The 20,036-nt window shown below is 62.5% G+C and carries 15 protein-coding genes; 6 read left to right on the top strand and 9 right to left on the bottom strand.

Going from position 1 to position 20,036, the window contains the following annotated elements; all coding sequences use genetic code 11:
- Positions 1–2 precede the first annotated feature (2 nt).
- Positions 3–2,513 carry an ATP-binding protein gene (locus tag LG385_RS09530; RefSeq protein WP_225774057.1) on the top strand — a complete coding sequence of 837 codons (2,511 nt, stop codon included), beginning with the start codon at positions 3–5 and terminating at the stop codon, positions 2,511–2,513.
- A 50-nt stretch (positions 2,514–2,563) separates the two neighbouring features.
- Here the strand turns inward: LG385_RS09530 and LG385_RS09520 are convergent, their stop codons facing one another.
- The gene (locus tag LG385_RS09520) at positions 2,564–5,131 is read right to left on the bottom strand and encodes a M10 family metallopeptidase C-terminal domain-containing protein (RefSeq protein ID WP_263974683.1); all 2,568 of its coding nucleotides are present in this window, start codon (positions 5,129–5,131) and stop codon (positions 2,564–2,566) included.
- A gap of 210 nt (positions 5,132–5,341) precedes the next feature.
- On the opposite strand from LG385_RS09520, the gene LG385_RS09515 reads away from it, so the two are divergent.
- Positions 5,342–7,957, top strand: coding sequence for an ATP-binding protein (locus LG385_RS09515; RefSeq protein ID WP_225774056.1), 2,616 nt, complete (start codon positions 5,342–5,344; stop codon positions 7,955–7,957).
- Positions 7,958–7,966: 9 nt separating this feature from the next.
- Here LG385_RS09515 and araH read toward each other — a convergent pair whose 3' ends face one another.
- The 4 genes from araH to LG385_RS09495 all read right to left on the bottom strand — a co-directional run bounded on the left by araH (position 7,967) and on the right by LG385_RS09495 (position 12,523).
- Positions 7,967–8,935, bottom strand: a complete 969-nt coding sequence (araH, locus tag LG385_RS09510) for an L-arabinose ABC transporter permease AraH (protein ID WP_181112045.1) — start codon at positions 8,933–8,935, stop codon at positions 7,967–7,969.
- A complete protein-coding gene (gene araG, locus LG385_RS09505; RefSeq protein ID WP_225774055.1) occupies positions 8,928–10,478 on the bottom strand; it encodes an L-arabinose ABC transporter ATP-binding protein AraG in 1,551 nt (516 codons plus the stop codon). The genes araH and araG overlap by 8 nt, the downstream gene beginning before the upstream one ends.
- A gap of 23 nt (positions 10,479–10,501) precedes the next feature.
- Positions 10,502–11,506 carry a substrate-binding domain-containing protein gene (locus LG385_RS09500; RefSeq protein WP_225774054.1) on the bottom strand — a complete coding sequence of 335 codons (1,005 nt, stop codon included), beginning with the start codon at positions 11,504–11,506 and terminating at the stop codon, positions 10,502–10,504.
- A gap of 126 nt (positions 11,507–11,632) precedes the next feature.
- The gene (locus tag LG385_RS09495) at positions 11,633–12,523 is read right to left on the bottom strand and encodes an SMP-30/gluconolactonase/LRE family protein (RefSeq protein ID WP_225774053.1); all 891 of its coding nucleotides are present in this window, start codon (positions 12,521–12,523) and stop codon (positions 11,633–11,635) included.
- A 207-nt stretch (positions 12,524–12,730) separates the two neighbouring features.
- Between LG385_RS09495 and LG385_RS09490 the strand changes: the two genes are divergently transcribed.
- The 3 genes from LG385_RS09490 to LG385_RS09480 all read left to right on the top strand — a co-directional run bounded on the left by LG385_RS09490 (position 12,731) and on the right by LG385_RS09480 (position 15,458).
- A complete protein-coding gene (locus LG385_RS09490) occupies positions 12,731–13,888 on the top strand; it encodes an aldose epimerase family protein (RefSeq protein ID WP_225774052.1) in 1,158 nt (385 codons plus the stop codon).
- A gap of 26 nt (positions 13,889–13,914) precedes the next feature.
- Positions 13,915–14,157 (top strand): DUF3253 domain-containing protein, encoded by a 243-nt coding sequence (locus tag LG385_RS09485; protein WP_263974682.1) that lies wholly within the window; start codon positions 13,915–13,917, stop codon positions 14,155–14,157.
- 110 nt (positions 14,158–14,267) lie between these two features.
- Entirely contained in the window at positions 14,268–15,458 is a 1,191-nt protein-coding gene (locus LG385_RS09480) for an MFS transporter (protein ID WP_225774050.1), read from the top strand.
- Here the strand turns inward: LG385_RS09480 and LG385_RS09475 are convergent.
- The gene (locus LG385_RS09475; protein WP_225774049.1) at positions 15,426–16,205 is read right to left on the bottom strand and encodes a DUF72 domain-containing protein; all 780 of its coding nucleotides are present in this window, start codon (positions 16,203–16,205) and stop codon (positions 15,426–15,428) included. The two genes, LG385_RS09480 and LG385_RS09475, sit on opposite strands and share 33 nt — an antisense overlap.
- Before the next feature lie 108 nt (positions 16,206–16,313).
- Here LG385_RS09475 and LG385_RS09470 point away from each other — a divergent pair, with 108 nt between their 5' ends.
- Positions 16,314–16,700: a DUF4124 domain-containing protein gene (locus LG385_RS09470; protein ID WP_225774048.1), complete on the top strand. Its 387-nt coding sequence runs from the start codon at positions 16,314–16,316 to the stop codon at positions 16,698–16,700.
- A 1-nt stretch (position 16,701) separates the two neighbouring features.
- On the opposite strand, the gene LG385_RS09465 is transcribed toward LG385_RS09470, so the two are convergent.
- The 3 genes from LG385_RS09465 to LG385_RS25700 form a co-directional block, all read right to left on the bottom strand.
- Positions 16,702–17,988 (bottom strand): MFS transporter, encoded by a 1,287-nt coding sequence (locus LG385_RS09465; RefSeq protein WP_225774047.1) that lies wholly within the window; start codon positions 17,986–17,988, stop codon positions 16,702–16,704.
- Between the two features lie 90 nt (positions 17,989–18,078).
- Complete coding sequence (locus tag LG385_RS25705) at positions 18,079–19,068, bottom strand: methyl-accepting chemotaxis protein (RefSeq protein ID WP_413247367.1); 990 nt, start codon at positions 19,066–19,068, stop codon at positions 18,079–18,081.
- A 321-nt stretch (positions 19,069–19,389) separates the two neighbouring features.
- A complete protein-coding gene (locus tag LG385_RS25700; RefSeq protein WP_413247313.1) occupies positions 19,390–19,971 on the bottom strand; it encodes a cache domain-containing protein in 582 nt (193 codons plus the stop codon).
- Positions 19,972–20,036 lie beyond the last annotated feature (65 nt).

Raw genomic sequence — 20,036 nt, 5'->3', positions numbered from 1 at the left:
CGGTGCAAGGAACACGCGACCAGCTGCTGGCGGAAAACGCCTCGCTGCGGGCGGAGCTGGAGAGCCTGAAGGGCGATGTGTTCGACGCCAGTGACATCGGCTTCTGCATCATCGAAATGCATTTCGACGCGCAGGGCAAGGCAGACGACTATCGCTTTCTCACAGTCAACCGCGCGTTCTCCAGGCATACCGGTCTGGCTGATGCCGAAGGCCGCTGGATTCGGGATTTGGTACCAAATCACGACGAGCATTGGTTCAAGCTCTATGGCCAGGTAGCGCTCACTGGCGAGCCCCTTCAGTTTGAAAACGAAGCGACAGTGCTTGGCCGTTACTTCATGGTTCAGGCGGCGCGAATCGGCGACCCCGCCCTGCGCCGGGTTTCGGTATTGTTCACCGACATCACCAAGCGCCGACTGGCCGAGCAAGCCCTTGCGGAAAGCGAACGCCACTGGCGCGGGCTGTTCGAGCACTTCGACGAAGCCTTTGCGCTGGCCGAGGTAATCCGCGACGAAGTGGGTGAAGCGGTCGACTGGCGTTTCCTTGACGTGAACCCGGCCTGCTGCCGGTTGCTCGATCGCCCGGCCGATGCAGTTCGGGCACGTACACTGCGCGAGCTGTTCCCGGGCCTCGCGCCGGGCTGGATTTCCGACGCGGCCCGTGTGGCTGAAAGCGGTCAGTCACGCCCTTTCATCCGGCCTCTGGATGATGTGCGCCGATGGTACGAGGGGCGGTTGCATCCGCTACCCGGCGACCGTTTCATGGTGATTTTCCAGGATGTAAGTGAGCTACGTCGAGCCGCTCAGCGGCGCGAGGGTTTGCTGCACCTCAGTGACCGCCTGCGTACCATGGACTCGCCCGACGATATCGCAGGGGTTGCCGCAGAAATCCTCGGCAGCGTGCTAGAGGCCGGGCGTGCCGGCTATTCCCTGATCGCTGCCACCTCAGGAATCATCGAAGTTCAGCGTGACTGGTCCAATGACGGCCGCGCTTCACTGGCAGGCCCTCATAACATCAGAGAGCTGGGCAGCTACGTAGACGACCTGTTCGCCGGTAACGTGATCGCTGTCAGCGACGTACGGGCCGATTCCCGGGTGACGGCGCCGGAGCGTTTCGAGCAGTTCGAGGCCCGGGCATTTCTCAACGTACCCTTGATGGAAGGCGATCGGCTGGTAGCGCTGATGTTCGCTGACAGCCAGCACATTCGGAACTGGAGCCCGGAAGATATAGAGTTCACCCGCGAGCTGGGAGAGCGAACCCGTACGGCGATCGAGCGGCGGCGCGCCGAGCACCAGTTGCAGGAGCTCAATGCACGGCTGGAACAGTTGGTGGCTGAGCGCACCCGCGAGCTACTGCGCTCGGAAGAGCAGCTTCGGCAATCCCAGAAAATGGAAGCCGTGGGCCAGCTTACAGGCGGCATTGCGCATGATTTCAATAACCTGTTGACCGGTATCTCGGGCAGCCTCGAACTGTTGCAAAGCCGTATTCAACAGGGGCGCATCCAGGATCTGGATCGGTACATCAACGCCGCACAAGGTGCATCCCGCCGTGCCGCCGCCCTCACCCACCGGCTGCTCGCGTTTTCCCGCAGGCAAACCCTGGCGCCAAAGCCTACCCACGTGAACCGGTTGGTAAAAGGCATGGAGGAACTGATTTCGCGCACCATGGGCCCCTCGGTGTCGATCATCAGCGACCTGAGCACCGACCTCTGGAGTGTGTTGATCGACCCGCACCAGTTGGAGAACGCGCTGCTCAACCTGTGCATCAACGCGCGGGACGCCATGCCTGACGGCGGTACGCTCACCATCAGCAGTCGCAACCGCACCATTGACGCACTGGGTGCCCAAACGTTCGACCTCAGCGCGGGTGAATACGTGGCGCTCGCGGTGTCCGATACCGGTAGCGGAATGGCGCCGGAAGTGGCGGCCAAGGCGTTCGAGCCGTTCTTCACCACCAAACCCATCGGCATGGGCACCGGGCTGGGGCTGTCGATGATTTATGGTTTTATCCGCCAATCCGGAGGCCAGGCCCGCATTCACTCCGAACCTGGGCGAGGCTGCGTGGTGACACTTTACCTGCCGCGGCACCTGGGCGAAGTGCGCGAGCCCTTGATCACCCAACCAGGCGCGCCGCCCCGGGCGGAGCTCGGCGAAACCGTATTGATCGTGGACGACGAGCCCACCGTGCGGATTATGGTCACCGAGGTGCTTGAAGACCTGGGCTACCATGCGATCGAGGCAGGCGATGGACGCGGCGGGCTGCAGATTCTCAACTCCGGGGTAAAGATCGACCTGTTGATTACCGATGTCGGCTTACCCGGTGGGATGAACGGGCGGCAAATGGCAGACGCCGCCCGCGTTCACCGCCCCGACCTGAAAGTGTTGTTTATCACCGGGTACGCCGAATCGAGCGTGTTCGAAAACGGCGATGCCCAGGACGGGATGCACGTGATGACCAAGCCTTTTTCGGTGGATAGCCTGGCCAGGCGAGTGCGCGGGTTGATCGAGCAGCGATGATTCCGGGCGGTTCGGGGGCTTTCGCCCCCTCCTGCATCGGTGATGCGCCGTCAGACGGTGTGGTCAGTGTGAGCGGCTACGCCTAGCACCTGCACCTCGGCGGTGGAATCCGCTGGCGCGAACACGAACTGATCCGCGTTCAGGGTGTGGCTGTAGTCCCCCGCAAGGGTTACCTGGAACTTGTGCCCGTCACTGTCCGCTTCGCTGCTGCGCACGTAGGTTCGGTCGCTGCTGGCGTTGTAGGTTACTTTCAAGGTGCCGTCGGTACCGTTGCCCAGCCCGGTGAAGCCCAGCGCGGATACATCCAGCACGTCACGCCCGGTGGTGAAGTCCGTGATCAGGTCCGCGGCTCCCACATAGCTGTCGCTCACGCTGTCGAATCGGAAGGTATCAGCACCGGAGCCACCGGTAAGCCGGTCGCTACCCGCGCCACCCACAATCAGGTCATCGCCCACGCTACCGGCCAACTCGTCGTTGCCGGCCAGCCCCTGCAGGGTATCGTTGCCCCAGTCACCGTACAAAGTTTCCGCGCCGGCGGTGCCTGTGGCGTTCACTTCAGGAATCGGCTGGGATGTATCCGTTTGCGTGGTATCCGGATTGGCGAACAGGACATTCGTGGCCGTAAGGTCGTACAGGTGGTTGCCCTTGAGCAGGATTTCAAACCGGTTGCCGTTGGCGTCCGGTTCCAGTGACTTGAGCGCGGTGTAGTCGCCGGCCAGGTTCACCACCACCTTCAACGTGCCGTCGTAGCCGTTGCCCAGGCCGGTAAAGCCAAGCGCGGTAAGGTCGATGCGGTCATGCCCATTGCTATTGAAGTCTACGATCAGGTCACGTTGGGCATAGCTGCCGCTGGCATCATTACGCAGGCTGTCGCTTGTGCTGGTATAGACGAAGGTATCCGCGCCAGCGCCGCCGGTTAGCGTGTCACCCCCGCTTCCGCCCAGCAAACGGTCGGCGCCACCGTCGCCCGACAGCGTGTCGCGGCCGGCATTCCCGGCCAGGGTGTCGTCCGCTGCCGTACCCGTGAGCTGATCGTTGTGAGAGGTTCCCGAGGTGAGGGTGTAGAAGTTGTCCGCGCCGAGGGTAGCCAGGTGATTACCGCTGAGCGCGAGCTGGAATCGATTCCCCTGGGCGTCGGCGTCCAGGCTCGAAAGGTAGGTGGTATCGGTGGTTGCGTTGTAGGTCACCTTGACCGTGCCGTCATGCCCGTTGCCAAGGCCTGTGAGTCCCAATGCCGTCAGGTCGAGGCGATCGGTGGCGTCGTTGAAATCCGTGATGCGGTCGCTGTACGAGGTAGTCGAAGTGCGGTAGCTGTCACTCAGGCCGGTGAAGCGGAAGACGTCGCTGCCGGTACCCCCGGTAAGGTTGTCGGCGCCAGCGCCGCCCGTGATCACATCATTGCCAGCGCCGCCATCGATACGGTCCCGGCCTTCCCCCCCGCTGATGAATTCATCCGAACGGCTGCCGGTCAGGGTATCGGCTGCGGCGCTGCCGCGAAGGATCAATACATCGCTATTGTTGTAGACCTGGGTCTCGGCACCCACGGCATTGATGTCACCGGACTGAGTACCGTTGATCACGTTGCCGAAAATAACGCTGCCGTCCACGCCCGCAGTGCTCGATGGAATTTCCGCCACGCCCCAGGTGGACTGGGCGCCGCCGGTGATGATGTTGTCATACACGAAGTTCTGCGTGCCGTTGGTGCTGCCCAGGCTGCGTATGGCAACTTCCGCGGTGTCGGTGGTCTGCGCATTGTCATGGATGATGTTGTCGGAAACCTCCACGTGGGTCGTGCCTTGCAGGTTCACTCCGGACGCGCCATTGCCGTGGATGTCCACGCGGTATATGCCGGCGTACTCGATCCCTCGCACACGCACACCGTCACCGGCATTGTCGTAGACGTCGCCACCGATCACGCTGAAGTAGCCGGTGTCCACGCCGTTTTCGTTGTGTACGAAAATGCCGTCGCCAGCGTTGCCGGACGCGATGTTATCGGTGAGTGATAACGCCTGGCCACCCAGGGTGACATTGATGCCGTTCCGGCCGTTATCCACCCCGTGGTTGTCCTGGAAGGTGGCGGCGGATAAGTCGCCGCCCAGTGTAAAGCCATCCAGGGTGTTGTTCTGCGCGGTGCTGTTGCGCACTGTAAGGTTTACTGCCGGGGCGGTAAGGTCGAAGCCGCTGCCGCTGAAATCCTTGGCGGTCACGCCATCGAGCACCAGGTTGGTCACGCTGTTGGCGCCAGCCTGCGACCAGCCACTGACCTCCCCGCTGGTGCTGGCCTGGTTTCCATCAAGGGTAAGATTGCTCACCGCTGCATCGCGTACCGTACTTGCGCTCGTAACGCCCAACAGCGACGTGGTGCTGCTGGCGCCGCCGTCGGCCAGCTTGAGCACGGTATCGCCCGCCCCGTCGCCGGTCAGGGTTACGTTGCTTTTCACGGCCAGGGCATTGCCCGAGCCATCGCTGTCAGACACCACCCAGGTTCCGCTGGGTACATATACCTTGCCACCGCCGACTGCGGCGGCTGCATCTATCGCTTTCTGGATCGCCTGCGTGTCATCGGTACTGCCGTCGCCCTTGGCGCCATAATCGTGAACATCGAAAACCTGGGTCATGCACTGCTCCTGTCTGGGTACTGTAAGCCTGGGGCCGGGGTTCCCGGAATCGCTTCAGCGAGAAGCCTGTGACCCGATAAACCGTGCTTAGTTGGCTCAGCATAGGCAACTTCCAGACGAACGAAGCGTCAGATTCGTGGCCACGCGCCTGCTATGATGCGCGCGCGAGACACGCGTCTGCATTCCTGCCCTGAACGGACATGCGCCTAGATGACCCTGGACACTACTGCCCTATCCCCCGACAGCCCTGAATTCCTCCATGCGGGAGGCGAACTGGGCCGGTTGATACGCGAGCATGACTGGGCCGCCAGCGGCTTGGGCCCCACTGCTACCTGGCCGCAAAGCCTCAAGACCATCACGGCCATGCTGCTGGCGTCGCCCGTACCCATCGTGCTGCTGTGGGGCGTGAAAGGCATCATGATCTACAACGACGCCTACTCCGGTTTTGCTGGCGGCCGCCATCCCCGGCTGCTGGGTTCCGAGGTGCGCAAGGGCTGGCCGGAAGTCGCCGATTTCAACGACAACGTGATGCGGGTGGGGCTGGCTGGCCGTACGCTGGCTTACAAGGACCAGGAGCTCACACTCCACCGCAACGGGCAGCCGGAACAGGTATGGATGGACCTGGATTATTCGCCGGTGTACGACGAAAGCGGGCAGCCCGCCGGGGTCATCGCTATCGTGGTGGAAACGACTCAGCGGGTGCTTGCCCAGCGCCATCTGCAGCACAGCGAAGAGCGCCTGCGCACATTGGTCAGTTCCACGGCCGACCTGATCTATCGGCTGTCCCCGGACTGGGAAGAAATGTGGCAGCTGGACGGCCAGGGGCTGCTTCAGGACACCTTGGAACCCACCCGTGGCTGGCTGCGAGCCTATGTGGCCCCCATAGACTTGCCCCGCGTGCGCCAGGGTATCGACGAGGCGATCCGCGCAACAGCCAGTTTCAACATGGAACATAGGGTTCGCCGCCTGGATGGCGGTATCAGCTGGGTCCACTCACGCGCGGTACCGTTGCTGGACGAGCGCGGCGAAATACTCGAGTGGTTCGGCGCGGCAACCGATATCAGCGCCCGGCGCGAGGCTGAAGAAACCCTGCGGGCCAACGAGCGGGGGCTGCGCTTCCTCGATACGCTGAACAGGGAAACCGCTCGGAGCACCGACGCCGATCTGATCATGGCGATCACCACTCGCCTGCTCGGCGAGCACCTTGGCGTTTCAGTGTGCGCGTATGCCGACATGGATGCCGATCAGGACGGCTTCAGCATACGCGGTGATTGGAGCGCTCCAGGCTCGCCAAGCATTGTCGGGCATTACAGCCTCGCCAGCTTCGGCCGGCTTGCCTTGAAAAACCTTCATGCAGGCCTCCCGCTGATTCTCGAAGACAACGCCGCCCAGCTCGCCGCGAGCGAAGCCGAGGCGTTCTTGAGCATCGGACTGGCCGCCACCATCTGCATGCCATTGGTGAAAGACGGTCGACTCACCGCGCTCATGGCCATCCATGACCGCGTGCCGCGTCAGTGGACTTCGCAGGAGCTGTCATTGTTGACCGAGGTCAGCGAGCGCTCCTGGGCGCACATCGAACGTGTGCGGGCAGAGATCCAGCGGCGCGAGACCGAGGAGCGGTTCCGCCGGGATCTCGAGGCCCGGGTGATCGAGCGAACCGAGGCCTTGCGGCTGAGCCAGGAAAGCATCCGGCGCACCGAGCAGGCGTTGCAGCAAGCGCAAAAAATGGAAGCGCTGGGGAATCTCACCGGTGGCATCGCGCACGATTTCAACAACCTGCTGATGGCCGTACTGGGTAGCCTGGAGCTATTGCGCCGGCGCATGCCGGCCGACCCGGCCCTGCTGCGCCTGCTGGACAACGCCAAGGCAGGGGCAGAGCGCGGTGCCTCTCTGATCGCACGCATGCTTGCCTTTGCCAGGCGCCAGGATCTGCGCACTGAGACGGTGGAGCTGGGTGAACTGATTGCCGGCATGAACGAGCTGCTGCAGCGCTCGCTAGGGCCCACCATCGAACTGGACACCGACTTTCCCGCGACACCCGCCTGGGTGCGCACCGACGCCAACCAGCTCGAAGCCGCACTCTTGAACCTGGCCGTGAATGCCCGTGATGCCATGAGTGGCCAGGGGCGTATCACCCTTGGCGCCCGGCTTGAGCAGGTGTCGGCCGGCGACCCCCAACTGGCCGCAGGCGACTACTGGTGCCTGTGCGTGACCGACACCGGGGAAGGCATGGATGAGCAAACCCTCAAGCGCGCCGCCGAACCGTTTTTCACCACCAAAGGAGTGGGCAAGGGCACCGGGCTTGGCCTGTCCATGGTATTGGGGCTGGCGGAGCAGTGCGGTGGAACCTTGCGCCTGCGCAGCAACCCGGGCTGTGGCACCACGGCCGAAGTATGGCTACCGGCAAGCCCCGCACCTGGCGCCGAAGAACCGTCAGCCGCCCTGGCACAGCCACCCGACGCTGCGGCGACCGGCAAGGTATTGAACATCCTTACCGTGGATGATGACGAACTGGTACTGACCAATACCGTGGAAATGCTGCGGGAGCTGGGCCACCATGTTCGCCCCGCAAGTTCGGCGCGAGAGGCCATGGGCTGGCTCGAACAGCAAGCCTTCGACCTGTTGATCACCGACCATGCCATGCCGCACATGACCGGCGCGCAACTGGCCGTTCAGGTACTGGCGCAGCGGCCGCAGATGCCGGTGATTCTGGTGTCCGGCTACGCCGACATGATGCCGGGTCAGGCGCCGGACCTCCCGCGCCTGGCAAAGCCGTTTTCCCAGGCGCGGTTGGTGGAGATGGTGAACAAGGTCACCGGCGGATAGGCGAGCGCCTCAGCGCTGCTTGAGGCGGTCGATGATCACGGCCAGCAGCAGGATGGTGCCGCGGATCACGTACTGGTAGAAGGTGTCAATGTTCTTCAGGTTCATGGCGTTTTCGATGATCGCCAGAATAAGCACGCCGGCGATCACATGACGCATCATGCCAATGCCGCCCGCCAGAGACACGCCGCCCAGTACACAGGCGGAAATCACGGTCAGCTCGAAGCCCTGCCCGATCATCGGTTGGCCAGAGGTCATGCGCGAGGCCAGCACCACGCCGGCCAGCGCACCGATCACGCCATGCACCGCGAAGATGATGATCTTGGTACGGTCTACCGACACCCCGGCCAGCCGCGCGGCTTCCTGGTTACCGCCGATGGCCATGGTGTTGCGGCCGTAGGTGGTGTAGTTCAGCAGCCAGCCGAAGAACAGGAAGCACAGCAGCGTGATCACGATAGGCACAGGCACGCCATACAGCTGGCCATTGCCGAAGATCGAAAAATCCTCCTGCATCACGCCCACGGCCTTGCCGTTGGAGAAAATGTAGGCCAGGCCGCGTACGATCTGCATCGTCGCCAGGGTAGTGATCAGTGCATTGATACGCAGCTTGGCGATCACGATGCCGTTGATCAGCCCCACCACCAACCCCATGCCCAGGGCTGCACCCACACCGAAGACTACGCTGTCGGTTTCGCGCATCACGATGGCGGCGATGACCCCGGCGCAGGCGATCACCGACCCCACCGACAGGTCGAAATGCCCCGAGGCCAGGCAGAACAGCATGGTGCAGGCGGCAATACCGGTGGTCGAGATCGCCAACCCCAGGCCACGCATGTTCAAGGGCGAAAGGAAGTTGTCGATGAAGATCGCCGAGCAGGCAAAGATGGCCACGGCGGCCAGCAGCATGACCCAATCATCCAGGAAGCGCCGCATGTTCAGGCGGTGCGCGGAAATCAGCGGAGTGTGGGGTACGCTAGCCATGGTTCACCTCTTGTTCTGGAGCTGTACGGGCGCCGGGCAGGGCCAGTTGCAGCAGGCTGGATTCGTTCGCCCGGTTGCGGGGCAGTTCACCCGTGATCTCACCTTCACACATCACGATCACACGGTCCGATATACCGATCACTTCCATCAGGTCGCTGGACACCACGATCACCGCTACGCCATCGGCGGCAAGGTTATGAATGATCTGGTAGATCTCTGACTTGGCCCCGATGTCGATGCCACGGGTAGGCTCATCGAGCAGCAATACCTTCATGGGCAAGGACAGCCAGCGCCCAAGAATTGCCTTTTGCTGGTTGCCACCGGACAGGTAGAGCATCGCCTGGTCGGCTGAAGGGGTTTTGACGTTCAGCGCGCGAATCTGCTTTTCAGCGTTGTCGCGCTCCCAGCGCCCCCGCAACAGGCAACCCAGGCGCACGTGCCGTGGGCGGGCACCAATGTTGATGTTCTCGCCCACACTGGCGAGCGGCACAATGCCTTCCTTCTTGCGGTCTTCGGGGCACAGCAGAATGCCCGCTCGAATGGCATCCCTCGGGCTCGCCAGCTTCAGCCGCTTGCCGTCCAGCTGGAGCGTGCCGGCGCTGGCGGGAGTCAGCCCCGAGAGCAGGCGCAGCAGCTCCGTACGCCCTGCCCCGACCAGCCCGAAGAAGCCCAGCACTTCACCGCGGCGAACGGAGAAACTGGCCGGCGCACGCAGGCCGGGGCCCAGCAGGCGGTCCACGTCCAGCGCCAGCTCGCCATGGGGGCGTTCGCGGTAATTATAGATGTCCTGGATATCCCGGCCGACCATGCAGGTCACGAGCTTGTCGTGGCTGAGCACCGCCATGTCTTCGAAGGTTTGCACGTAGCGGCCATCCTTGAAGACAGTCACCGCATCGCAGATACGGAAAATTTCTTCCATGCGGTGGGATACGTACAGCACCACCCTGCCTTCGTCGCGCAGGTGGCCGATGATATCCATCAGCCGGTCGATCTCCCGCGCAGAGAGGCTGCTGGTGGGCTCGTCGAAAGCGATCACCCGAGCGTCATGGGACAACGCCTTGGCGATTTCCACCAGCTGTCGCTGCCCCAGCGATAAATCACCGAGCCGCGTCTGCGGATGGATTTCCTCGGCCAAGCCTTGCAACAGCTCCTGCGCCCGCTTGTGCATGGCGCGCCGGTTGACGATCCCCAGGCGTGAGGGGAAATGCCCGAGCAGCAGGTTCTCGGCCACGGTCATTTCCGGTACCAGGTGCAACTCCTGGTGGATGACCGCGATGCCGCTGGCCAGGCTGTCGGCGGCATTGCGAAACTTCAGGCTGCGCTCCCCCAGGCACAGTTCACCCTCGGAGGGCGTGTAAGCGCCCCCGAGGATTTTCAGCAACGTGGACTTGCCCGCGCCGTTTTCGCCCATCAGGGCGTGTACCTGCCCTGGGTAGGCGGTGAAACTGATATCGGCCAGGGCGCGTACACCCGGGAACTGCTTGCCGATGCCCTTGAAGGAAAGCGCCTGGGCGGCGCCGGGTTGCGAAACGGTCGACAACATCGGGAAAGTCCTCGTCGCCTGGCTCAATTCCACAGGCCGATTTTTTCAAGCTCTTGCTTGAAGTTTGCCCGGGTGATGAGGGTCACTTCGTCCATGGCCGTGTATTTCGGGGGTTCCTTGCCGGTGGTGACCCACTCGAACACCATGGTGGCGGTTTTCTCGCCTTCGATGTGCGGGCTAGGCAGCATGGAGCCGAAGAAGCCGCTGTCAGGCTTTTTCAGTTCACCGATGGCGTCAGTGCCGTTGATGCCGATCCCGATCACGCTGGCAGCCTTGAACCCGGCGCTTTCGGTGGCGCGCACGCCGCCCAGTACGGTGTTGTCGTTCATGCCACCAATGATAAGGTTCTTGGCTGCAGAGGGCAGTTTCACCAGCGCGGAGTTAGTGGCGTCCATGCTGCCTGGCACATCAAGGGTTTTCTGCGGCGCGAAGATAATGTGGTCTTCAGGCAACCCGGCTTTCTTCAGGGCGTCCACGGAACCGTCGGTGCGCTTCTTGCCGGTGTCCAACTCGTTGTAGGTGTTGATCACAGCCCAGGTGTCTTTCCAGTCCCAGCCGCGGTTCTTCGCTTCTCCGGCCATGGCCGCGCCCTGCTTCTGCCCTACTTCGAAGGCGGCCATGCCCAGGTACGGCACGTCTTCCATGAAGTTACCCTTGGCGTCCACAAACCGGTCGTCCACCGCCATTACCTTCAGATCGTTCGCCTTGGCCTTGGCGACAATGGCCGGGCCCAGGGACACGTCCGGGGCACAGATCACGAAGCCCTTGGCGCCGTTGGCGGCAAGGCTATCGATGGCCGCGAGGGTTTTTTCACCGTCGGGCACGGCGATCTTGAGCAGGGTAAAGCCTTTCTCTTTTGCCGCTTTTTCAGCGAACGCCCATTCGGTCTGGAACCAGGGCTCCTCGGGTTGCTTGACCAGGAAGCCGATCTTGACCGGGTCGGCGGCCAGTGCCTGGCCTGCCCAGCTCAGCGCGGCGGTGGTTGCTACAGCGCCACAAAAGACGCGAAACCCTTTGGTAAGGGGCATGGCTCACTCCTTGTTCTTGTTAGAAAGCCGAACGGTACCGGCAGGGCCGAATACCGCGAGTTCAGTCAAGCACAGCGCGCCGATCCAATATGTAACGAAGTGTCACCCATTAACGGCGCGGTTTTTTTATCCAGCAAAGCGAGTGCACGGCGTGCCTTTCACGTTCACCTGCGCGGAGTACACACCCCCGTCCAGGGCTGTGGCGCCGTGGGCCGGTATCGCTGATGTCAGGTACAGCGTACGAAGGTCCGGCCCGCCGAATACACAACTGGTGGGATGGCTCACCGGCACGTCGACGCGCCGATCGATTCGCCCATCCGGCGCGAAACGCAACAGGCATCCGCCACCCCAGCGGGCATTCCATAAGTAGCCTTCGCTGTCGAGCGCGGAGCCATCAGGTACGCCAGGGCCATCCGCCGCCCAGGCTTCACGGGGGCCGAGGCTGCCGTCAGCCTGCAGGGGGAAGCGGTACAGCTGCCCCGCACGGCTGTCAGCGAAATAGACGAAGCGGCCGTCGGCGCTCCACTCCAATGTATTGGGAATGCCCAGGCGTTCGAGCAGCGGTGTGACCTGCGGGGGTTGCCTGCGCTGGCCAGCCGTTATGCGAAACAACCCTCCGCTGTCACGGGTGACAGGGATGTCCTCCCCGGCGGGGCCAAGGTTGTTCTGCATGGTGCCCAGCCAAAGGCGGCCGTGGGGGTCGCAGCGGGCTTCATTCGCGCGGTTCCCGTCGATAGGATCCACTGCGCTGAACAAGCGCAGTTCGGGGCGGTCTTTGGAAGAGGCCAGGCTCAGCCGGTAGACGCCGCTGGGCAAGGTCACCAACGCATCGTCCCAGGTTGTAGGAATGCAGGCGGACACCGGTTCTGCAAGCTGCCAGCGTTCAAGGCCAGTATTGCTCAAACGGCAAGCGGCCTGGCCGGCAATGTCCACAAAGTAGAGTGCCTGGGTGGAAGCGTCCCAGAACGGGCCTTCCGCCAGCTTGAAGCGATCGGGCGAAACAGGCTGCCAGTGCACGGCGCCTCCGGTTTTTATTAGTTGTTGTGTGTTCGCCGGCCAATCGAGGTTGGCAGGTGTTCAGCATTAAATAATATTACTATTTGGACTTCAAGCCCCTTGAATCATCGCAACACGCGACTTGATGTTGAAATTGGTATGACTATATTCAAGGGGTCGCGCTCGGCGATGCATCCATTTATAACAACAACCGTATGGAGATAGCTCATGAAACCCTTTCTCGCGCGCAGCGGTCAGGCCGCTGGCCTCGCCTTCGCGCTCGGCCTGGCAGCCAGTTCGGCACAGGCCGCAGGCCTTACCCGCGAACACGCCAGCTTCGCTACCCTTGAAGACGGAACGGCCGTAGAGCGCTATGTACTGCGTAATGGCCACGGCATGCAGGCGAGCATTCTGACCTACGGAGCGACCTTGCAATCGTTGCTGGTGCCCGACCGCGCAGGCCAGCTTGCCGACGTGGTGCTGGGTTTCGATGACGTGCAGGGCTATCAGGCCCATGGGGATGTGTACTTCGGCGCAACCATTGGCCGCTTCGGCAACCGCCTCGCCAAAGGGCAGTTCAGCCTGGATGGCAAGCAATACCAGGTGCCAGTCAACGATGGGCCCAACGCCCTGCATGGTGGGCCCAAGGGTTTCGACAAGCATGTGTGGAAGGCCCGCGAAACCGACGAAAAAGGCTGGGTGGGCGTAACGCTGAGCTACCATTCCGCCGACTGTGAAATGGGCTTCCCGGGCAACCTCAACGTGGAGGTGGAATACAGCCTCAACGAAGACAACGTGCTGCGCATCCGCTACAAGGCCACCACCGACCGCAGTACCGTACTCAACCTCACCAACCACAGCTACTTCAACTTGGCCGGTGCCGGCGAAGGTGACATCCTCAACCAGGTGGCTACGGTGTATGCCAGCAAGTACACCCCCATCGACAGCACGCTGATCCCCACAGGCGAATTGGCCCCCGTGGCCGGTACGCCGCTGGACTTCACCAAGCCCGTGGCGTTTGGCAAGCACATCCGCGACGACCACGAGCAGCTGAAGTTCGCCGAACCCAAGCAAGGCGGCTTCGACTTCAACTGGGTGCTGGACAGCGCAGGCGACCTGAGCAAGCTGGCGGCCGATGTGTTCGACCCAGGTTCGGGGCGGCGGCTGCAGCTATACACCACCGAGCCGGGGGTGCAGCTGTATACCGGTAACTTCCTGAAGGGCTTCACCGGCAAAGGCGGAAAAACCTACCCGCACTGGGGTGCTTTCACGCTGGAAACCCAGCATTACCCGGACGCGCCGAATCAACCGAACTTCCCCAGCACGCGGCTTGATCCCAAGAAAACCTACACCCAGACCACGCTGTTCCGCTTCAGCGCACAATGAAACAGGCCGGGCTGATCGAGGCGTGCATGCTTGAACTGCTCGCCGCGCGAAGCCCGGACGCTTCCATCTGCCCATCGGATGTTGCTCGTGCGTTGGCGAGCGACACTGATGGCTGGAGGGCGTTGATGGAGCCCGTGCGTGAAGTAGCAAGGGCACTGGCAGAAAGAGGCGTTGTAGTGATTACCCAAGGGCAGCAGGTTGTGGGCCCTGCCGCCCCGGTAAAAGGGCCGATCCGTGTGCGCAGAGGCCCGGCATTCGACGCACGCTGAATTGCCTACGGATTCCTTCGAGGAATCCAGTAAATTCTAAACATGAATTTTATTTATGCCTGAGTGGGCACTAACGTAGGGCTATTCCCCTGCGATAGAGGCACACCGGCATGGCCCCTGAACCCCACTGGCAGCGCAACCTTTACGTGTGCGTATTTGGCTCGTTCACAACCATTGTGGCCATGACCATCCTGCTGCCCTTCCTGCCGTTGTACGTTGAACACCTGGGCGTTACCGATACGGCCGCGATCGTACAATGGTCGGGCGCGGCCTACGGCGCCACGTTTTTCTCGGCCGCGCTCACCGCGCCGTTGTGGGGCCGGCTGGGCGACCGTTATGGGCGCAAGCTGATGTTGATACGTGCCAGCCTGGGCATGGCCGTGGCCATGGCCCTGATCGGGCTGGCGCAAAGTGCCTGGCAGCTGGTCGCCTTACGCCTGCTGGCGGGTTTGCTCGGCGGCTATGCCTCGGGCTCGACCATCCTGGTGGCCACCCAGGCCCCCAAAGCCCGTTCGGGGTGGGCACTGGGCGTGCTCGCCTCGGGGATCATGGCAGGTAACCTCGCCGGCCCGTTGCTGGGGGGAGCGTTGCCTCCGCTGGTAGGTATCCGCAGTACGTTCTTCCTGTGTGGCGGGGCTATTTTCATCGCGTTTCTCGCCACTACGTTTCTGCTGAAAGAAACCCCTGTACCGAAAACCCATACCTCCCCTTCAGCCACAGGCGGCGAGCCTGCGCTTAACCCTCAGGCGATCAGCATGCTGATCACCGCGGCGGCATTGATGTTCGCCACCATGTCCATCGAGCCGATCATCACGGTGTACTTCCAGCAACTCCAGGTCACGGAGGTGACGTGGATGGCGGGCCTGGCGATGGCCGCCACTGCGCTGGGCAGCATTGTTTCAGCTTCACGCCTTGGCAAGCTGGCTGATCGCATTGGCCATTGGCCCGTGCTCAGCGGTTGCCTCGCCACGGCCGCGCTGCTGCTGATACCCCAGGCATTGGTTACCGAAGGTTGGCAACTGGTAATACTGCGCTTCGCCATGGGGCTGGCCCTCGGCGGCCTGTTGCCTTGTATTGCCAGCGTGATTCGCCATGCCGTACCGGACCGTGTAGCCGGGCGCGTGCTGGGCTATTCAACGTCCTGCCAGTACGTAGGCCAGGTGCTCGGCCCATTGGCCGGCGGCTTCATGGGCGGGCATTACGGCATGCGTTCGGTGTTCTGGCTGACCAGCGTGTTGTTGGCCGGGCTAGCACTGTTTACCTGGCGGTCACGGCCGGCTCGGGTCGTCACGTCGGCTTAGCGCATCATCTGTCGGCGGCGAGCTCAGCCCCAACTGCTCCACTACCCACAAGGCATCGGGCACCGCAGCGCCGGCGGCAGTGTTATCGAAGATGCACCACGTGGGCACGGCACGATTGCGCAGTCGCTCAGCCAGATCAGCCAGTACCGTCTCGGCATAGGCCGAGTAATAGATTTTCGGGCTCCCGTGCAAACGTACGTAAGCGACCCCTTGCCAGCCGAGCGGCGCGGGTTCGCCAAGCGGTGCCGGGTCGGCTTCTACCCAACCTACCTGCCAGGCTTGCAGCAGTGCATCGGCTGCGAGCCAGGTGGGGTGTCGGGGCTCCAGCACTACCGCACCACTGTAAAGCCGGCGTAGCGCTTCGAAAAAAGGCCCCGCCGTGCTGGGGTCAAAGGCCAGCGAAGGCGGCAGTTGCACCAGCAGGCAACCCAGGCGATCACCCAAGGCGTTGCACTGGTCGAGAAAGGTGGCCAGCAATGGCTTGCAGCCCTCGAGCCGTTGCTCGTGGGTAATTTGCCGAGGGACCTTGACCGAGAAACGGAACCCCTCGGGTACCGAAGCGCCCCAGCGCGCATAGGTCGCTGGCCGATGCGGCCGGTAGAACGAGCTGTTTATTTCCACACCGCCGAAACGGCTGGCGTACCGCTCGAGATGGCTGCCTTCGGTACTGAAGCGAGGCCATTGCTCGCGCGGCAAGCTCCAGCCGGCGCAGCCGATGTACAGCGGTGGATGGGTCGTGGCAGTCATGCAGGTGGGACTGACAGCTGGGCGCTGGCGTTCCGTCGGCGTGCGTTGTGGGGGTTATCCGATCTCTTTAGAATGCGCCGATGTCTCATCGCCATTATGGACGACCTGATGCGCTTCGGATTGCTGCTCTGCGCTGCCCTCGCCTGCGCCACACCTTACGCCTGGGCCGATGCCTATAAATGCACGAGTGCAAACGGCCGCGTGAGCTTCAGCTTCGTGCCCTGCCCGGTAACCCGCGGTGACACGGAATGGGCGCGCAAGGTCGAGCAGGCCCAGTGGGTAAGCGTAAACCCCGAGGATGCCAAACCCGACGTGATCAACAAGCGCGCCACGGACATTCTAAAAGCCAGCTACCGGACCAAGGTCCGCTACACCGTGCACTACCTTCCGGGCAGCGCGCCGGCGCCAGATAAAAAGCCACTGCCCAAGGCGAAGCCAATGCGCTGCCAGCACCTGGCCGGGCACACCGCCTGCGACGGCCTGGCGCACCCCTGATTCAGCTAAGCGCGGCCACCCGGGCGGTATAGCGGCGCAACACCAGCATGGATACCGCGGCGAACAGGCACAGGGCGCCCGCCACGTAGAAGGCAGGCAGGTAGCTTGCCAGCAAGGTACGCGACAGCCCCGCCCCATAGGCCGCGCTGGCCGCGCCCAGCTGGTGCGCCGCGAATACCCAGCCAAACACCAGGCCCGCCCGCTCCCGGCCGAAACGCTCGGCGATCAGCTTGACCGTGGGCGGCACGGTGGCAATCCAGTCCAGGCCATAGAACACCGCGAACAGGGACAGCCCATAGAACGTAAAGTCGGTAGACGGCAGGAACAGCAGCGACAGCCCTCGCAGGCCGTAGTACCAGAACAGTAGCCAGCGGTTGTCGTAGCGGTCCGAAAGCCAGCCAGAGCCCACGGTACCGATGAAGTCGAAAATGCCCATCAGCGCCAACACGCTGGCCGCGCCGACTGCAGGCAAGCCGAAGTCACCACACAGGCTGATGAAGTGGGTTTGAATCAGCCCGTTGGTGCTCGCGCCACAAATGAAGAAGCTGAGCGCCAGCACCCAGAAAGTGGCGTCGCCGCACGCATCACGCAGGGCCACCAAGGGAGAACGCAGGTGGGTCAGGAAGCTGGCAGACGGCACCACTGGGGCCACGGTATCATCGCCGTAAGCGGGCAGGCCGAGGTCTGCCGGCCGATCGCGCATCAACAGCAGTGCCACTAGAGAGGTCGCCATTAGCATCAGGCAGACGAACAATAGGGCAGCACGCCAACCGTAGCGCTCGGTGAGTTGCGCCATCAGCGGCAGAAATACCAGCTGCCCGGTGGCGGAGCTGGCCGACAGCAAGCCCAGTACCAGGCCGCGGCGGTGATTGAACCAGCGAGTGGCCACGGTTGCGGCCAGCACCATGGCGACCATGCCGGTCCCCACGCCCACGACCACGCCCCAGAACAACAACAGCTGCCACAGCTCGGTCATCATCCGCGAGCCCAGGAAGCCCGCGGCGATCAAACCCAGCGCAGTGACGACCACAGGCCGCAGGCCAAAATGGTTGATCAGTGCCGCCGCGAAGGGCCCGAGCAGGCCAAACAGCACCAGGCGCAAGGCCAGCGCGACGGAAATCTGCGAGGTGGACCAGCCGAACTCCTGCTGCAGGGGCACAATGAGCACCCCTGGCGCACCCATGGCAGCGGCTGCCACTAGCATTACCAGGAAAGTGGCGGCTACTACCACCCAACCGTAATGCAGATTACGCCGCCCGAGGGCCGCCGCCAGCGTGCCGGACACCATTGACGCCTCCAGAAAATCCGCTTGATATGATGGCCGTCATAATCTTCGCTCCCTGAGGTTGTGTCAATGTGTGTCGGCACGCCGCCGGCGTCAGATCCGGAAGCTACCCACCAGCTGCTTCAGACGGCCTGCCTGCTGTTCCAGATCGGTACAAGCCCGCAGCGTAGCCTGAAGGTTCTCTACCCCTTCCTGATTAAGTGTGTTGATTTCGTTGATGTCCACATTGATGGCTTCCACCACTGCGGTTTGCTCCTCGGTAGCCGTGGCGACCGACTGGTTCATGCCGTCGATTTCACCGATGCGCTGGGTCACGCTGGTGAGTCGCTCGCCCGCTTGGTTGGCGATAGTGACGCTTTGATCACTTTCACGCTGGCTCTCGTTCATGATGGCTACTGCTTCGCGAGCACCCACCTGAAGTTCTTCAATCATGCCCTGAACCTGCTGGGCCGATTCCTGGGTACGGTGAGCGAGGTTACGCACTTCATCTGCCACTACCGCAAAGCCACGCCCTGCCTCGCCCGCCCGGGCTGCTTCAATGGCGGCATTGAGCGCCAGCAGGTTGGTTTGTTGGGAGATACCGGTGATCACCTCAAGGATCTGGCCGATGTTCGCCGTCTTCAGGTTGAGCTGTTCGATCTTTTCGCACGCCCCGCTGATTTTGCTGCCCAGGCGGTTCATTGCATCAATGCTTTGCTGCACCACCGCCTGGCCGTTGGCCGCCAGGTTGCTGGCATCGCTCGAATGCTCGCTTGCCAGCGCTGCGTTCTGGGCGATTTCCTGGGCTGCGGCGCCCAGTTGGTTGATAGCGGCCGCTACGCTGTTGGTGCGGTTGCTTTGTTGATCCGAATTCATCATCGAAGAGTTCGACGCGCTTACCACACGCAGCGCAACTTCATTGAGCTGCACGGTCGAGGACGACACTTCCCGCATGGAGTCGTGAATCCGCTGCACAAAGCGATTGAAGGCGGTGCCCAGATGGCCGAATTCGTCCTGGTTCTGAATCTCCAGCCGACGCGTAAGGTCGCCTTCACCGGCAGCAATGTCCTGCATCGCGCGGCCCATTACGTTCAGGGGGCGCATCAGCACGGTAATCAACATGCCCAGCAGAATGATGATCACCACCACGGCGACCGTGGTCGCGACCACCGCAGAGGTGCGGAAGTCGCTGAGGCTTTCGTAGGCTTTTTCTTTGTCCACGGCCAGGCCGATGTACCAGTTCACCGAGGGCAGCCCATCGACGTGAGCAAAGGTCAGCACCTCGGTGTGGCCAGCCCGATCGGCTTCGCTGATATCTGCGCTCAGCCGTGGCGTCGCCTTGGGATAGGCGTCCTTCAGGTTTTTGTTCACCAGTGCCTGGTCGGGGTGCACGAGAATCTGCCCGGTTGCGTCTACCAGGAACGCCTATCCATTACCATGGAAGTCCAGCGCGTTGATGGTCTTGACCAGCGTATCGAGGGTGAGATCGCCGCCTGCCACGCCGAGCACTTGGCCGTTCGGCCCTTTCACCGGTGTGGCAATGGTGATGATCAGCGATTTGGTGACCGCATCGGTGTAGGGCTCGGTGAGCGTGGTCTTGCCAGCGTCCACGGCACCCTTGTACCAGGGCCGGGTGCGCGCGTCGTAGCCTGCGGGCATTTCATCCGGCGGCTGCATCACGAACACGCCATTGGCGCGGCCCATGTACACGTTCATGAAAGTCGCCAGGAGTGTCTTCTGCTTCATCCATTGGCTGGCGGCGTCGTCATCGGCCGTTGTGGCCAGGCCTTCGGCCATGCCTTCTACCAGCAGGATGCGCCCGGACAACCAGTTGCGCACGTTGGCCGACGCGCTTTCGCCGGTTTCGGCCAGGTAACTGTTGAGCTGCGAGGTAATCGCGTGCCGCTGCAAATAGTCGTTGTAGAGCGAAAACAAGGTAAACGCGAGCACCACCACGAGGGAGGCGGCCAGGAGGATCTTGTGGCTGAATTTGAGATTTCGGGTCATGACCGGGCGCTATCTGTAGAGGGCTTGATAGCCTCTGTATCGGCGCCCCGGCTCGCTTGTTAAGG

Origin of the sequence: Pseudomonas sp. Marseille-Q5115 (assembly GCF_916618905.1) — a bacterium.
In the GTDB taxonomy this organism is placed as follows: Bacteria; Pseudomonadota; Gammaproteobacteria; order Pseudomonadales; family Pseudomonadaceae; genus Aquipseudomonas; species Aquipseudomonas japonica_A.
Note: the sequence above shows the minus strand (reverse complement) of the source record. Positions and strands in the feature narration are given on the sequence as shown.

Coding starts and splice junctions, on each gene's coding strand:
- LG385_RS25700 (WP_413247313.1), bottom strand. CDS start 19,971: ATGACCCGAAATCTCAAATTCAGCCACAAGATCCTCCTGGCCGCCTCC.
- LG385_RS25705 (WP_413247367.1), bottom strand. CDS start 19,068: ATGCGCCCCCTGAACGTAATGGGCCGCGCGATGCAGGACATTGCTGCC.
- LG385_RS09475 (WP_225774049.1), bottom strand. CDS start 16,205: ATGACTGCCACGACCCATCCACCGCTGTACATCGGCTGCGCCGGCTGG.
- araG (WP_225774055.1), bottom strand. CDS start 10,478: ATGTTGTCGACCGTTTCGCAACCCGGCGCCGCCCAGGCGCTTTCCTTC.
- LG385_RS09485 (WP_263974682.1), top strand. CDS start 13,915: ATGCTTGAACTGCTCGCCGCGCGAAGCCCGGACGCTTCCATCTGCCCA.
- LG385_RS09500 (WP_225774054.1), bottom strand. CDS start 11,506: ATGCCCCTTACCAAAGGGTTTCGCGTCTTTTGTGGCGCTGTAGCAACC.
- LG385_RS09480 (WP_225774050.1), top strand. CDS start 14,268: ATGGCCCCTGAACCCCACTGGCAGCGCAACCTTTACGTGTGCGTATTT.
- araH (WP_181112045.1), bottom strand. CDS start 8,935: ATGGCTAGCGTACCCCACACTCCGCTGATTTCCGCGCACCGCCTGAAC.
- LG385_RS09490 (WP_225774052.1), top strand. CDS start 12,731: ATGAAACCCTTTCTCGCGCGCAGCGGTCAGGCCGCTGGCCTCGCCTTC.
- LG385_RS09520 (WP_263974683.1), bottom strand. CDS start 5,131: ATGACCCAGGTTTTCGATGTTCACGATTATGGCGCCAAGGGCGACGGC.
- LG385_RS09470 (WP_225774048.1), top strand. CDS start 16,314: ATGCGCTTCGGATTGCTGCTCTGCGCTGCCCTCGCCTGCGCCACACCT.
- LG385_RS09515 (WP_225774056.1), top strand. CDS start 5,342: ATGACCCTGGACACTACTGCCCTATCCCCCGACAGCCCTGAATTCCTC.
- LG385_RS09465 (WP_225774047.1), bottom strand. CDS start 17,988: ATGGTGTCCGGCACGCTGGCGGCGGCCCTCGGGCGGCGTAATCTGCAT.